At 68.5% G+C, this 13238-nt stretch carries 13 protein-coding genes; 5 read left to right on the forward strand and 8 right to left on the reverse strand.

The features are described from left to right. Positions 1 to 129 precede the first annotated feature (129 nt). Together creD and AC3B6A_RS02420 are read left to right on the forward strand one after the other, a co-directional pair. On the forward strand, positions 130 to 1509 hold the full coding sequence (creD, locus tag AC3B6A_RS02415) for a cell envelope integrity protein CreD (protein WP_488400759.1): 1380 nt from the start codon (positions 130 to 132) through the stop codon (positions 1507 to 1509). Positions 1510 to 1519: 10 nt separating this feature from the next. After that, positions 1520 to 1819: a hypothetical protein gene (locus tag AC3B6A_RS02420; protein WP_488400760.1), complete on the forward strand. Its 300-nt coding sequence runs from the start codon at positions 1520 to 1522 to the stop codon at positions 1817 to 1819. A gap of 302 nt (positions 1820 to 2121) precedes the next feature. Here AC3B6A_RS02420 and AC3B6A_RS02425 read toward each other — a convergent pair whose 3' ends face one another. Next, positions 2122 to 2745, reverse strand: a complete 624-nt coding sequence (locus AC3B6A_RS02425; RefSeq protein WP_488400761.1) for a glutathione S-transferase — start codon at positions 2743 to 2745, stop codon at positions 2122 to 2124. A 16-nt stretch (positions 2746 to 2761) separates the two neighbouring features. Then, complete coding sequence (locus AC3B6A_RS02430; RefSeq protein WP_488400762.1) at positions 2762 to 3721, reverse strand: Vgb family protein; 960 nt, start codon at positions 3719 to 3721, stop codon at positions 2762 to 2764. A gap of 80 nt (positions 3722 to 3801) precedes the next feature. Here AC3B6A_RS02430 and AC3B6A_RS02435 point away from each other — a divergent pair, with 80 nt between their 5' ends. Further along, the gene (locus AC3B6A_RS02435; RefSeq protein ID WP_488400763.1) at positions 3802 to 4659 is read left to right on the forward strand and encodes a protein phosphatase 2C domain-containing protein; all 858 of its coding nucleotides are present in this window, start codon (positions 3802 to 3804) and stop codon (positions 4657 to 4659) included. Between the two features lie 159 nt (positions 4660 to 4818). Here AC3B6A_RS02435 and AC3B6A_RS02440 read toward each other — a convergent pair whose 3' ends face one another. Next, positions 4819 to 6996 (reverse strand): malate synthase G, encoded by a 2178-nt coding sequence (locus AC3B6A_RS02440; RefSeq protein ID WP_488400764.1) that lies wholly within the window; start codon positions 6994 to 6996, stop codon positions 4819 to 4821. A 294-nt stretch (positions 6997 to 7290) separates the two neighbouring features. On the opposite strand from AC3B6A_RS02440, the gene AC3B6A_RS02445 reads away from it, so the two are divergent. Then, positions 7291 to 7740 carry a GNAT family N-acetyltransferase gene (locus AC3B6A_RS02445; protein WP_488400765.1) on the forward strand — a complete coding sequence of 150 codons (450 nt, stop codon included), beginning with the start codon at positions 7291 to 7293 and terminating at the stop codon, positions 7738 to 7740. Between the two features lie 13 nt (positions 7741 to 7753). Then, positions 7754 to 8272, forward strand: coding sequence for a glycine cleavage system transcriptional repressor (locus AC3B6A_RS02450; RefSeq protein ID WP_488400766.1), 519 nt, complete (start codon positions 7754 to 7756; stop codon positions 8270 to 8272). A gap of 649 nt (positions 8273 to 8921) precedes the next feature. Here AC3B6A_RS02450 and rarD read toward each other — a convergent pair. The 5 genes from rarD to AC3B6A_RS02475 all read right to left on the reverse strand — a co-directional run bounded on the left by rarD (position 8922) and on the right by AC3B6A_RS02475 (position 13139). Continuing rightward, entirely contained in the window at positions 8922 to 9809 is an 888-nt protein-coding gene (gene rarD / locus AC3B6A_RS02455; protein ID WP_488400767.1) for an EamA family transporter RarD, read from the reverse strand. Between the two features lie 300 nt (positions 9810 to 10109). Next, the gene (srkA, locus tag AC3B6A_RS02460; protein ID WP_488400768.1) at positions 10110 to 11084 is read right to left on the reverse strand and encodes an SrkA family protein kinase; all 975 of its coding nucleotides are present in this window, start codon (positions 11082 to 11084) and stop codon (positions 10110 to 10112) included. A 155-nt stretch (positions 11085 to 11239) separates the two neighbouring features. Then, complete coding sequence (gene modE, locus AC3B6A_RS02465) at positions 11240 to 12004, reverse strand: molybdenum-dependent transcriptional regulator ModE (RefSeq protein ID WP_488400769.1); 765 nt, start codon at positions 12002 to 12004, stop codon at positions 11240 to 11242. Between the two features lie 93 nt (positions 12005 to 12097). After that, the gene (locus tag AC3B6A_RS02470; RefSeq protein ID WP_488400770.1) at positions 12098 to 12820 is read right to left on the reverse strand and encodes a double zinc ribbon domain-containing protein; all 723 of its coding nucleotides are present in this window, start codon (positions 12818 to 12820) and stop codon (positions 12098 to 12100) included. Positions 12821 to 12845: 25 nt separating this feature from the next. Continuing rightward, positions 12846 to 13139, reverse strand: coding sequence for a hypothetical protein (locus AC3B6A_RS02475; RefSeq protein ID WP_488400771.1), 294 nt, complete (start codon positions 13137 to 13139; stop codon positions 12846 to 12848). Between the last annotated feature and the right edge of the window lie 99 nt (positions 13140 to 13238).

Here is a 13238-nt window from a genome sequence, read left to right on the forward strand (position 1 = left end):
AAAGTCCGCTCCTACGGGAGTATCGACGTCCGCCACACAAATCCCACAGAGTCTCCACATTCCCTCCCCGGCATCACCACGCCCGCGCCCCAGGCTCTCCCCGTCACCCTTCCACGGAGAGCCTTCCCCATGAACCGCCAACTCGGCATCAAGCTCGGCGCCATCGCCCTGTTGATCGTCCTTCTGCTGATTCCCCTGCTGATGATCGACGGCCTGGTCGACGAGCGTCAGGCCTATCGCGACGGCGTGCTGCAGGACATCGCCCGCAGTTCCAGCTACAGCCAGCAGCTCACCGGCCCCCTGGTGGTGGTGCCCTACAGCCGCACCGTGCGCGAGTGGCGCACCGACAAGGAGACCCAGCGGCGGGTGCTGGAGGAGCGCGAGGTGCGCGGTCGCCTGTACTTCCTGCCGGAGACCTTCGCGGTCGACGGGCGGATGCGCACCGAGCTGCGCCATCGCGGCATCTACGAGGCGCGCCTCTATCACGCCGACAACAGCATCAGCGGCAGCTTCGCGCTGCCGGCCAACTACGGCATCGGCGACGATCTCGCCAGCTACCGCTTCGACGCGCCGGTGCTGGCGGTCGGCATCAGCGACGTGCGCGGCATCGAGAACGCCCTCAAGCTGAAGATGAACGGCGAGCTGCGCGACTTCCAGCCCGGCACCGGGAGCAAGCTGCTGGGCAGCGGCGTCCACTCGGTGCTGCCGCTGGCGCTGGCCGACCACGAGCAGCGCTTCGACTACGCCTTCGACCTCGCCCTGCTGGGCAGCAGCCGCCTGGACATCACCCCGGTGGGCCGCGACAGCCAGGTCAACCTGGTGTCGGACTGGCCGCATCCGAGCTTCGGCGGCGAGTTCCTGCCGACCGAGCGCAGCGTCACCGAGCGGGGCTTCAGCGCGCGCTGGCGCACCAGCTTCTTCGCCACCAACCTGGAAGATGCGCTGCGGGCCTGCGCGCTGCGCGAAAACTGCGAGTCGTTCAACTCGCGCAGCTTCGGCGTCGGCCTGGTCGACCCGGTGGACCAGTACCTGAAGACCGACCGCGCGGTGAAGTACGCGCTGCTGTTCATCGGCCTGACCTTCGCCGGCTTCTTCCTCTTCGAAGTGCTCCGGCGCCTGGCCGTGCACCCGATCCAGTACGCGCTGGTGGGCATGGCGCTGGCGCTGTTCTACCTGCTGCTGCTGTCGCTTTCCGAACATGTCGGCTTCGAGCGGGCCTACCTGGTTTCCGCCGCGGCGTGCGTCGGCCTGATCGGCTTCTACCTCTGCCACGTGCTGCGCAGCCTGTGGCGCGGCCTCGGCTTCAGCGCCGGGCTCGCGGCGCTGTACGGGATGCTCTACGCGCTGCTCAGCGCCGAGGATTACGCGCTGCTGATGGGCTCGCTGCTGCTGTTCGGCGTGCTCGCCGGGGTGATGGTGCTGACCCGCCGGCTGGACTGGTACGGCATCGGTCGGGCCCGTGGCGATGACCTGGAGTTTTCCCTGGACGACGTGCGCGTGCAGCGCTGAGGAGAGAGCCATGTCCAACCTGATGCGTTTTTCCCTGTGCCTGCTGGCCGGCCTGCTGATCAGCGGCCTGAGCCTGCCGCTGCTGATGCTGGCCGGCCGCTTCGACTGGATCGCCCTGCTGGTGGCCAGCGGCAAACCGCTCGCCCATCTCGCCCTGCTGTTGCCCGGCGGCCTGTGGGAGCAGCTCAGCGGCGTGCAGGACGCGGCGCACAATCCGCATGTGCGCTCCTTCCTCGAACTGTGCATGGGCGTCGCCCAGCTGGGCTTGCTGCTGGCGCTGCCGCTCTACCGTCTGGGGAAAAGGGCGTGAGCGCCTGGTGCGGGCTGCGCGAGGAGCGCGAGGCGGGCCGGCGGCTGGCGCGGCGGATTGCCGGGCTGTTCGGGCCGGGAATGGCGCGGCGTGTGGCGCGGGATGAGCGGTTTCAGCGGCGGGTGATGAGGCGCGCGGGCGCTGCGCAGGGACATTGGCGTGCGGGCCTGCCCCTCACCCCGAGCCTCTCCCGGGGGGAGCGGGGGCTGGGCGGTGCGGGGTGGCGGGTCTGGCGCACGCCTGCCCAGGCGCCGGGCTGCGCTCCGTAGGATGGCGTGGAGCGCAGCGATACCCATCGCCCGTCAGGCCGGAACGGTGGCCCGCAGCGACGGCCGCTGGCTGACCTCGGCGAACCACTTCGCCAGCTGCGGGTAGTCGGCGCGCCAGTCCCAGTGCGGCTGGCGGAAGTCCAGGTAGCCCAGGGCGCAGGCCACGCCGATGGCGGCGACGTCGAAGCGCTCGGCCAGCTCGGCGTGGGCCGGGCCGTCGAAGTAGGCGAGGGTGCGGACGATCTTCTGCTGCTGGTTGGCCAGCCACGGCTCCCAGTGCATTTCCGGCGGACGCATGGCGGTCTCGTAGCGGATCAGCACGGAGGCGTCCATCACCGCGTCGGCCAGCGAGGCCAGGGTCAGGCGCCGCCAGCGGGCCGGGCCCTCGCGGGGGATCAGCGGCTCGCCGGCGTGCTGCTGGTCGAGGTATTCGAGGATCACCCGGCTGTCGTGCAGGGTCTGGCCGTCGGCCAGGCGCAGGGCGGGAATCTTGCCGGCGGGGTTGCCTTGCAGCACGCCGGCGTCCGGCGCGATGGGGGTGTGGACGGCAGGTTGCAGCTCGACCCGGTCGAGCTGGCCGGTCTCGTGCAGCAGGACCATGACCTTGCGCACGAAGGGCGAAGCGGCGGCATGGATCAGGGTGGGACGGACGCTCATGGATTCTCCTCGGCGTTCATTCGTGGATGACCACCAGGCGGTCGGTGCCGGATTCGGCGCCCCAGACTTCGCCCGGTCGGCCCAGCAACTGGCGCACGTTGGCGTGCTCGCGGTCGCTCGGGTAAGCGGTGAACCGCTCGCTCTGCGGGTCGAAGCGCAGGATCGCGTTGCTGGCGAAGTCGCTCAGCCAGACCTGGTCCATGGCATCGACATACAGGGCGTAGGGCAGCGGATGATCGCCCGGCAGCTTCCAGGTTTTCCACTGGTTGTTGTCCGGATCGAAGCGCGCCAGCTGGCCGGCGTTCCACTGGCTGATCCACAGCTGCCCGACCGAATCCGCCCACAGCCGGCGCGGGCCGCTGTCGGCGCTCGGTGGATCGACGCGGGTGACCTCGTCGCCGGACGGGTCGATTTGGCCGACGTAGCCGCCGGCCAGCGAGGCGTACCAGACCTTGCCGTCGGGCGTCACGGCGATGCCGTACGGGCCCCGGCCGCGCGGCGCCGACCACACCTCGAGTTCGCGGGTCGCCGGATCGAGGCGGCCGTAGAAACCGTTCTGCCCGGTGAACCAGAGGGTGCCGTCGTTATCGAATACCGCAGTGTTGAGGTTGGCGTTGGCGGCCTCTTTGGGCAGCCGGATGACTTCCACGCCCAGGCGTTCATGATCGACCCGAACGATGGCGTTGAGCCCGCCGTCGGTGACCCAGGCGTCGCCGTCGGGCCCGGCGACCACGCCGTGGGGCGCCGAGCCCTTGCCCAGGTCGATCTGCTCGGTGGCGCCGGTCTGCGGGTCGAGCCGGCCGAGCGCGCCGGCGCGCTGCGCGGTGTACCAGACCTTGCCGTCCGCCGTGGGCGCGACGTCGTGCGGGCCGGAGCCCTGGGGCAGGTCGAAGTACTTCACGCTGGCGGCATTGGCGCCGCCGGCCAGCAGCAGGCCGGCGAGCAGCAGGGGCAGGAGGCGCGGGATCGCGGACATGGGGCTCTCCTTGGCAGGGCCGGAATTGATTGAGACTGTACGCCGGGCTCGGCTATCGGCGATATGAGGGAGTGAAGCGCATGACAACCATTCGACTACTGGGGGCGGCCTGCCGCCAGGGCTCGCCGGTCAACGACGACGCCATCGGCTACACCGCGCGCGCCGCCTGGGTGCTCGATGGCGCCACCAGCCTGGGGCCGGGGCTGCTGGACGCGCAGAGCGACGCGCGCTGGCTAGCGCAGTGCGCCAGCGGCCATCTGCAGCGCCTGCTGGAGGAGCGCCCGGGGCTGCCGGCCGAGGCCCTGCTGCGGGCCCTGCAGCAGGGCATCGCCGAGGACTTCCGGCGCGACGCGGGCGTCGCCGCCACGCCGGGGCCGGACCTGCCCAGCGCCTGCCTGAGCCTGCTGCGGGTGCTGGACGACGGCGCGCTGGAGCTGCTCAACCTGTGCGACAGCCGCATCCACCTGGCCTGGGACGATGGCCGCGTGGAGAGCTTCGGCGACACGCCGCTGGAGGAACTGGACCGGCAGTCGGTGCAGCGCCTGCTGGCGCTGCGCGAGGCCCATCCGCAGTGGAGCCACGCCGAGCTGTTCCAGGCCAGCCGCGAGTGGGTGCGGCGCAACCGGGCGCTGGCCAACACGGCGCAGGGCTACTGGGTGCTCGACCCGACCGATCGCTGGCTGGCGCACGTGCAGCGCCGGGTGCTCGATCCCGCGCGGCTGAAGGCGTTCATGCTGGTGACCGACGGCTTCGACCGCCTGCTGGAATTCCGCCGCTACGGGCTCGCCGGGCTGTTCGAGGCGCTGCCGGCGCGCGGCGTCGAGGCGCTGATCGACGAGCTGCGGGCGCTGGAGTCCGCCGACGGCCAGGCGCTGGAGCATCCGCGCCTGAAGATCCACGACGATGCCAGCGTGGTCTGGGGCGAACTGCGGCGCTGAAGCCGCCGGCGATCTACAATCGGGCCCCTGCATTCCACCGGACGACCGACATGCGCGAACCCCCGCTGGCCGCCGGCACGTCGAGCGCACGAGGCCGCCCGCGGGCGACCATGAAAAAACCGCCCCGAGGGGCGGTTTTTTCATCGCGGCGCGAAGTCCTTACAGACCATTCTTTGCCTTGAACTCGCGGCGGCGGCGGTGCAGGACCGGCTCGGTGTAGCCGTTGGGCTGTCGGGTGCCCTCGACGACCAGTTCCAGCGCGGCCTGGAAGGCCACGTTGTCGTCGAAGTTCGGCGCCATCGGGCGGTACAGCGGGTCGCTGGCGTTCTGCCGGTCGACCACCGCGGCCATGCGCTTGAGGCTTTCCAGCACCTGCTCCTGGGTGATCACGCCGTGGCGCAGCCAGTTGGCCAGCATCTGGCTGGAGATGCGCAGGGTGGCGCGGTCTTCCATCAGGCCGATGTCGTTGATGTCCGGCACCTTGGAGCAGCCGACGCCCTGGTCGATCCAGCGGACCACGTAGCCGAGGATGCCCTGGGCGTTGTTGTCCACCTCGTTCTTGATCTCTTCCGCGCTCCAGTTGGTGTTCGGTGCCAGCGGAATGGTCAGGATGTCGTCCACCGAGGCCGGCGCGCGCTTGGCCAGTTCGGCCTGGCGGGCGTACACGTCGACCTTGTGGTAGTGCAGCGCGTGCAGGGTGGCGGCGGTCGGCGACGGCACCCAGGCGGTGTTGGCGCCGGCCAGCGGGTGGCCGATCTTCTGTTCGAGCATGGCGGCCATCAGGTCCGGCATGGCCCACATGCCCTTGCCGATCTGCGCCTTGCCCTGCAGGCCGGTGGCCAGGCCGACGTCGACGTTGTTGTTCTCGTAGGCGCCGATCCACTTCTCGGTCTTCATGGCGCCCTTGCGCACCATGGCGCCGGCTTCCATGGAGGTGTGGATCTCGTCACCGGTGCGGTCGAGGAAGCCGGTGTTGATGAACACCACGCGCTCGGCGGCGGCCTTGATGCAGGCCTTCAGGTTGACGGTGGTGCGGCGCTCCTCGTCCATGATGCCGACCTTCATGGTGTTGCGCGGCATGCCCAGCACGTCTTCGACGCGGCTGAAGATTTCGGCGGCGAAGGCCACTTCCTCCGGGCCGTGCATCTTCGGCTTGACGATGTAGACGCTGCCGGTGCGGCTGTTCTTGCGGCTGGTGTTGCCGTTGAGGTTGTGCAGCGCGGTCAGGCCGGTGAACAGGGCGTCCTGGATGCCTTCGGGCACTTCGTTGCCCTGGGCGTCGAGGATCGCCGGGTTGGTCATCAGGTGGCCGACGTTGCGCACGAACAGCAGGGAGCGGCCGTGCAGGGTGATCTCGGAGCCGTCGGCCTTGGTGTAGACGCGGTCCGGGTTCATGGTGCGGGTGAAGGTGCTGCCGCCCTTGGTCACGGACTCGGCCAGGTCGCCTTTCATCAGGCCCAGCCAGTTGCGGTAGACCACGACCTTGTCGTCGGCGTCGACGGCGGCCACGGAGTCTTCGCAGTCCATGATGGTGGTCAGCGCGGACTCCATCAGGACGTCCTTCACGCCAGCGGCGTCGGTCTGGCCGATCGGGCTGGCCGGATCGATCTGGATTTCGAAGTGCAGGCCGTTGTGCTTGAGCAGCACGGCCGCGGGCTTGGCGGCGTCGCCCTGGAAGCCGACGAGCTGGGCGGCGTTCTTCAGGCCGGTCTCGCTGCCGTTCTTCAGGGTCACGGCCAGCGCGCCGTTCTTCACCGCGTAGGCGGTGGCGTCGACGTGGGAGCCGGATTCCAGCGCGGCGGCCTCATCGAGGAAGGCGCGGGCGAAGGCGATCACCTTGTCGCCGCGGACCTTGTTGTAGCCCTTGCCCTTCTCGGCGCCGTTCTCCTCGCTGATCGCGTCGGTGCCGTACAGTGCGTCGTACAGCGAGCCCCAGCGGGCGTTTGAGGCGTTCAGGGCGAAGCGCGCGTTCATCACCGGCACCACCAGCTGCGGGCCGGCCATGCGGGCGATTTCTTCGTCGACATTCTGGGTGCTGGCCTGGAAGTCGGCCGCTTCCGGCAGCAGGTAGCCGATTTCCTGCAGGAAGGCCTTGTAGGCGGCCGCGTCATGCGGCTGACCGGCGCGGGCCTGGTGCCAGCCGTCGATCTTCGCCTGGAGGTCGTCGCGCTTGGCGAGCAGGGCTTTGTTCTTGGGAGCCAGATCGTTGATCACGGCTTCCACACCCGCCCAGAACTTGCCGGCGTCGACGCCGGTGCCGGGAATGGCTTCGTTGTTAACGAAGTCGATCAGGACTTTGGCGACCTGCAGGCCACCGACTTGAACGCGTTCAGTCATTGCTTGCCTCACTCTGCTCAGGACCAGCTCGGGACACAGGCAAAACGCCTTGTAGTCCGGGCCGCGGAATACTACATGATGCCGTGGGAAAAATCAGGGGGCTTGCGTCGCGGTTAGACCAAAGTACGCATATCAGTCACGTAGCGCCTTTTATGTTCTCAAAAACTTCATGGATTGTTCCAGATAAATCTTAAAACTGTACACGTATAATCCGGCGGCGTATCCGTGGCGCCCCGTCGCAGCCAGCTTAGCCGGCCCTGCCTATACTGCATTCTCCGCCCTGGAGAATCCCGCATGTCCGTGACGCTTGCCACCCCCGCCGATCTCGACGACCTGGTGCCGCTGTTCTCCGGCTACCTCGACTTCTACGAAGTACCGGCGCCCCATGCGGCGATCCGCGGTTTCCTCCAGGCGCGCATCGAGCGGGACGAATCCTGCGTGTTCATCGCCCGCAGCATCGATGGCCTGGCCGTGGGCTTCGTCCAGCTCTATCCGTTCTTCGCCTCGCTGCTGTTGCAGCCGGCCTGGCTGGTCAGCGACCTCTACGTGATGCCGGCCGCGCGCCGCGACGGCTATGGCGAGGCGCTGATGAACGCCGCCCGTGCCCATGCCGAGGCCAGCGGCGCCTGCGGCATGCAGCTGGAAACGGCAAAGACCAACCGCGCCGGCCAGTCGCTCTACGAGCGCCTGGGCTACCGGCGTGACGAGAAGTTCTACACCTACTGGCTGGATCTTTCCGCCTGACGGAGGTTGCCCCATGGATCACCTCGTTCTCACGGTCATCGCCCCGGACCAGCCCGGCCTGGTGGAGCGCATCGCCCAGTGCATCGCCGCCCACGGCGGCAACTGGCTGGAAAGCCGCATGTCGCGCATGGCCGGGCAGTTCGCCGGCATCCTGCGGGTGGCGGTTCCCGCCGAAGGCTACGACGAGCTGGTCGAAGGCCTGCAGGGCCTGTCGGCCCACGGTATCCGCGTGCTGCTGGCGGAGAGCGGCATCGAGCCGTCGTGCAACTGGAAGCCGATCCACCTGGACCTGGTCGGCAACGATCGTCCGGGCATCGTCCGCGACATCACCCGCCTGCTCAGCGAACATGGCGTGAACTTGGAGCGCCTGACCACCGAAGTCCTGCCGGCGCCGATGAGCAGCGAGCCGCTGTTCCACGCCGAGGCGTTGCTGGCGGTGCCGCTGACCCTGCCGCTGGAGGTCCTGCAAAGCCGCCTGGAGGAACTGGCGGACGACCTGATGGTGGAGATGAATTTCCACAACGGGGAATGATTCGTCCGCCGTTTATCCGCCTCTTGTGGGTAAACCTGTGGGCGATCTGTGAATGGAGTCGCAGGGAGCCCGTTCTAACTGGCCTGTAGTCGCATCCTGTTATCCACGGTCAACAGCCACGGCTGTGCACAGATCGCGTGGATCGTCCCGTGAGCTTTCTGTTGATAAATACCTGGAGGCCAGTGAATTCATGGCTTTGGCGGGGTTGATCGTTTTCTGCTCGGTTCGTTCGGCCGCCGTACGAGGGTGATGCCTCGTCCAGCCGCTGTGCACAAAACCTCTGGATGAGTCTGTGGAAAGGCCGTTGATGGATGGCTGAAGGCCTTTTGCCTTGTGGCTTTGGCCGGGTTGTCCACGTACTGGCCAGCGATGCCGTGGACATTCACAGCAAGCGGGGATGCGCCTGTGGAAAAGCGCTGGGAATCCGGCTGTATCCCAGGAATGGCGCTGCTTCCGGTTGTTTGATCGAAAAGTGATCGATTGGCGTGCTGCTCGACTGGCCGATCGGCGCTCGGGCAGCGCGACTGGGGATAACGGCGCGGGCGGCGCGCTTATCCCCGTCTGCACGGGATAGGGCTGTGGATAGTCTGCTGGTGGTTTGCTGAAAGCCCCGTGAGCCGGGGCTTCCGGTGTTGCGCTCAATAAATGATCAGCTGTCGCGGGACAGGCGGTACCAGATGTCCACGCTGTACACCACCAGCGCTAGCCAGATGCAGCCGAAGGAGATCAGGCGGGTGCTGTCCAGGTGCTCGCCGAACAGCAGGATCGCCTGCAGCAGCACCAGGGTCGGCGCCAGGTATTGCAGGAAGCCCAGGGTGGCGTAGGGCAGGTGGCGCGCGGCGGCGTTGAAGCACACCAGCGGCACCAGGGTGATCGGGCCGGCGGCGGCCAGCCAGAGCGCATCGCCGGTGGTCCAGAATTCGGCATGGGTGCTCGGGCCGTCGGCGAACAGCAGCAGCCAGCCCAGGGCCAGCGGCAGCAGCATCCAGGTTTCCACCACCAGCCCCGGCAGCGCGGCGACCGGCGCCTGCTTGCGGATCAGCCCGTAGAAGCCGAAGGTCAGCGCCAGCGCCAGCGACACCCAGGGCAGGCTGCCCAGCTGCCACAGCTGCTGGGCCACGCCGAGCGCGGCGAGCGCCACGGCGACCCACTGCAGCGGGCGCAGGCGCTCGCGCAGGATCACCAGGCCGAGCAGCACGTTGATCAGCGGGTTGATGTAGTAGCCCAGGCTGGCCTCGATCATGTGCCCGTTGTTCACCGCCCAGACGTAGACCAGCCAGTTGCTGGCGATCAGCATGCCGCTGGCGCCGAGCACGGCGAGGCGTTTCGGGTTCTCGCGCAGCTCGCGCCACCAGCCGGGATGCTTCCAGACCAGCAGGGCCAGGGCGCCGAACCCCGCGGACCAGATGGCGCGGTGGGTGATGATTTCCAGGGCGGGAATGCGTTCGAGCAGCTTGAAGTAGATCGGGAAGAGTCCCCAGATGACATAGGCCGTCAGGCCCAGGGCGTAGCCCCGGCGGGGGTTGGCGGTAGCCATGGAACATCCTTGATTAGGCAGCTGGTGAGTGGGCGCACCATTCTAGGGCGCACGCTCGGGCTTGTCTGTGCCGGGGCGGTGGCCGATGCGTGGATATCGGTGCATGTGCGTAACGCTGGCTTTACGCCGTGTCAGGAGCAACTGTCGTTGGCTGCCCGTAGGAGGGGTGGAGCGAAGCGATACCCATGCCGCCGATGCAGCGGTTGGTCGATGGGTATCGCTTCGCTCCACGCCATCCTACGAAGAGTCAGGTGGAAATCCTTGTGCGACTCCTGGCTGGCAATGACGAACTGCGGGCACTCAGAACAACCGCAGCGGCTCCTCGTCCAGAGCCGCCAGTTGCTCGCGCAGCACCAGCACCTGGTCGCCCCAGTAGCGCTCGCTGCCGAACCAGGGGAAGCTCGGCGGGAACGCCGGGTCGTCCCAGCGCCGCGCCAGCCAGGCGCTGTAGTGCATCAGGCGCAGGGCGCGCAGGCCTTCGATCAGCGGCAGCTCGCGCGGGTCGAAGTCGTGGAATTCCTGGTAGCCGTCGACCAGCTCGGAGAGCTGTCCGAGGCGGTCCTGGCGTTCGCCGGCGAGCATCATCCACAGGTCCTGTACGGCGGGGCCCATGCGGCAGTCGTCGAGGTCGACGACGTGGAACACCTCGTCGCGGCACAGCAGGTTGCCGGGGTGGCAGTCGCCGTGCATGCGGATGGGCGTGTAGCTGACGCGCGCGTACAGCTCGTCGATCTTCTTCAGCAGGTCGCGGGCCACGGACTCGTAGGCCGGCAGCAGGCTTTTCGGGATGAAGTCGCCTTCCAGCAGGGTGGCCAGGGACTGGTGGCCGAAGTTATCCACCGTCAGCGCCTCGCGGTGCTCGAACGGGCGGCTGGCGCCGACCGCGTGCAGGCGCCCGAGCAGCTGGCCGAGGCGATAGAGCTGGTCGAGGTTGCCGGGCTCCGGCGCGCGGCCGCCGCGGCGGGGGAACAGGGTGAAGCGGAAGCCGGCGTGTTCGAACAGGGTCTTGCCCTCGTGCACCAGCGGGGCCACCAGCGGCACTTCGCATTCGGCCAGTTCGGCGGCGTAGGCGTGCTCCTCGAGGATTGCCTCGTTGCTCCAGCGCCCCGGGCGGTAGAACTTGGCGATCAGCGGTTCGCTGTCTTCGATGCCCACCTGGTAGACGCGGTTCTCGTAGCTGTTCAGCGCCAGCACGCGGGCGTCGCTGAGGAAGCCGATGCTTTCCACCGCATCCAGAACCAGGTCGGGCGTGAGGGCGGAGAAGGGATGGGACATGGCGACGATCCGGGCAGTGTGCAGGCCGCCTAGTGTACCCCTGCCAGCGCCCGGTCTCAGTGTTCGTTGCAGTCCTGTTGTTTCAGGTCATCGAGACCGGGCGTGGCCGGGGCGTGCGGCACCGGTCGGCTGCGGCTCGACAGGCGGCAGGGAAACTACAGCGGCGTGCCGAGGATCACCTGGGCCGGGGAGAACTGCGCGCGGACCCGGGTGCCGGGCCTCAGGCCGAGGGCCTCGATGCGCTCGGGGTCGGTCAGCGCGCAGAGCATCTGCCCGCCGGGCAACTGGATGCGCACCTCGCTGGGGCCGTCGTCGGCTTCGTGGATGTCGTCGATGCGCCCTTCCAGCGCGTTCAGCCCGTCCGGGCAGGGGATGTGCGGCAGGTCGAGGTACAGCCAGCCGGCCTTCATCAGCGCCACCACCGGCTGGCCGTCGTGCAGCTCCAGCTTCTCGGTGCTCTCGCGGGTGATCCGCGCCTGGATGCGCGCGCCGCCGGGCAGCTCGATGCACACCAGGTCGTTGAGCCCGGCGGCCTCGATGGCGCAGACGTGCCCGTGCAGCTGGTTGCGCGCGCTGGTGCGCATCATCAGGCGGCCGATCAGTTCCAGGTCGGCCTGCTGCTCGACGTGCTCGACGATGTGCTCGCGCAGGGCTTCCAGGCGCTGGTAGAGCGCCAGCAGGCGCTCGCCGTCGGCGGTCAGGCGCGCGCCGCCGCCGCCCTTGCCGCCGACGCTGCGTTCCACCAGCGGCCGGTCGGAGAGGTTGTTGAGCTCGTCGATGGCGTCCCAGGCGGTCTTGTAGCTCATCCCGGCGGCCTTGGCGGCGTGGGTGATGGAGCCGAGCTGGGCGATCTGCGCCAGCAGGGCGATGCGTTGCGGACGGCGGGTGACGTGCTGGGTCAGCAGGCTGAGGGTGGTCATGGTCTGGCGACTGCTTATTGGTATGCGGCGAGGCTCCGTCGCCGACCGGCAAAACGCAAGGGGCAGTTGTCAGGAATGCGGATCAGCAGCGGTCTATTCCGGGGCCGGGGTGCGCGCCAGGCAGTAGACGTCGACCCGCCGGGCGCCGGCCCGGCGCAACTGGCGGGCGATTGACCGGGCGGTGGCGCCGGTGGTCAGCACGTCGTCCACCAGCGCCAGGTGCAGGCCGTCGACCCTGGCGTCGTCGGCCAGGGCAAAGGCGTGGCGCAGGTTGCGCTGCCGCGTGGCGGCGTCCAGGCCCTGCTGCGCCGGGGTGTCGCGGATACGCCGGAGCAGCCGGTCATCCACCGGCAGGCCCAGCGGCGCGGCCAGCCAATCGGCCAGCAGGGCGGCCTGGTTGAAGCCGCGCTGGCGTTCGCGTTGGCGCGACAGCGGCACGGGCAGCAGGCGCTCCGGACGCGGCAGGCCCTCGTCGAAGGCGTGCGCCAGGTGACGCGCCAGCAACTGCGCGAGCAGCCGGCCGCAGGGCGCGTTGCCCTGGTGCTTGAAGCGGGTGATCAGCGTGTCGACGGGGAAGCCGTAGCGCAGCGGCGTTTCCACGCGTTGGAAGGCGGGCGCGCGGCGCAGGCACTGGCCGCAGGCGAGGCCGGCGACCGGCAGCGGCAGGGCGCAGATCGCGCAGTGCCCGGCGAGCCAGGGCAGGTCGTCGTCGCAGCCGGGGCACAGCGGCAGGCCGGGCTGCTCCGCCGTCGCGCCGCACAGCAGGCATCGCACAGGTGGGCGCCACCAGACGGGGCGCCATCGAGGTAACCGCATTGCGCCCCTCCATGGGCGGCGGGCATCAGTGGATCAGCCAGCTCAGGACCAGCAGTCCCAGCAGCGTCCACACCAGCCCGCCGAAGATCGAGCGCCGCAGGAAGGCGCGGATGCCACTGTAGAGCAGCAGCAGGCCGAGGAAGAGCAGGACGAAGCTGAAGATCGAGACGTCGATTCCGACGGCGCGGGCCAGGCCGTGGAAGAAGTCGTCCATGGCGCGCCACAGGCCGCCGAATATCCCCGACAGCAGGTCGATGATGAAGCGAATGGCCTTGCCGACCATCTGGCCGAGGTTGTCGAAGAATCCTTCTGTGCCCATCTGGGGGTGACTCCTGAATGTCCTGCTGGATTGGAACGGTCTGCTGGCCGCCAGGTTCAGAGGAGCGTGGCGGATGAAGAATGAGCTGGTCGATAAATG

Source organism: Pseudomonas sp. B12(2026) (assembly GCF_057767015.1).

What these genes read in the sequence shown, in the direction of transcription:
- creD (WP_488400759.1), top strand. Translation starts at nt 130, where the DNA reads ATGAACCGCCAACTCGGCATCAAGCTCGGCGCCATCGCCCTGTTGATC.
- AC3B6A_RS02420 (WP_488400760.1), top strand. Translation starts at nt 1,520, where the DNA reads ATGTCCAACCTGATGCGTTTTTCCCTGTGCCTGCTGGCCGGCCTGCTG.
- AC3B6A_RS02425 (WP_488400761.1), bottom strand. Translation starts at nt 2,745, where the DNA reads ATGAGCGTCCGTCCCACCCTGATCCATGCCGCCGCTTCGCCCTTCGTG.
- AC3B6A_RS02430 (WP_488400762.1), bottom strand. Translation starts at nt 3,721, where the DNA reads ATGTCCGCGATCCCGCGCCTCCTGCCCCTGCTGCTCGCCGGCCTGCTG.
- AC3B6A_RS02435 (WP_488400763.1), top strand. Translation starts at nt 3,802, where the DNA reads ATGACAACCATTCGACTACTGGGGGCGGCCTGCCGCCAGGGCTCGCCG.
- AC3B6A_RS02440 (WP_488400764.1), bottom strand. Translation starts at nt 6,996, where the DNA reads ATGACTGAACGCGTTCAAGTCGGTGGCCTGCAGGTCGCCAAAGTCCTG.
- AC3B6A_RS02445 (WP_488400765.1), top strand. Translation starts at nt 7,291, where the DNA reads ATGTCCGTGACGCTTGCCACCCCCGCCGATCTCGACGACCTGGTGCCG.
- AC3B6A_RS02450 (WP_488400766.1), top strand. Translation starts at nt 7,754, where the DNA reads ATGGATCACCTCGTTCTCACGGTCATCGCCCCGGACCAGCCCGGCCTG.
- rarD (WP_488400767.1), bottom strand. Translation starts at nt 9,809, where the DNA reads ATGGCTACCGCCAACCCCCGCCGGGGCTACGCCCTGGGCCTGACGGCC.
- srkA (WP_488400768.1), bottom strand. Translation starts at nt 11,084, where the DNA reads ATGTCCCATCCCTTCTCCGCCCTCACGCCCGACCTGGTTCTGGATGCG.
- modE (WP_488400769.1), bottom strand. Translation starts at nt 12,004, where the DNA reads ATGACCACCCTCAGCCTGCTGACCCAGCACGTCACCCGCCGTCCGCAA.
- AC3B6A_RS02470 (WP_488400770.1), bottom strand. Translation starts at nt 12,820, where the DNA reads ATGCGGTTACCTCGATGGCGCCCCGTCTGGTGGCGCCCACCTGTGCGA.
- AC3B6A_RS02475 (WP_488400771.1), bottom strand. Translation starts at nt 13,139, where the DNA reads ATGGGCACAGAAGGATTCTTCGACAACCTCGGCCAGATGGTCGGCAAG.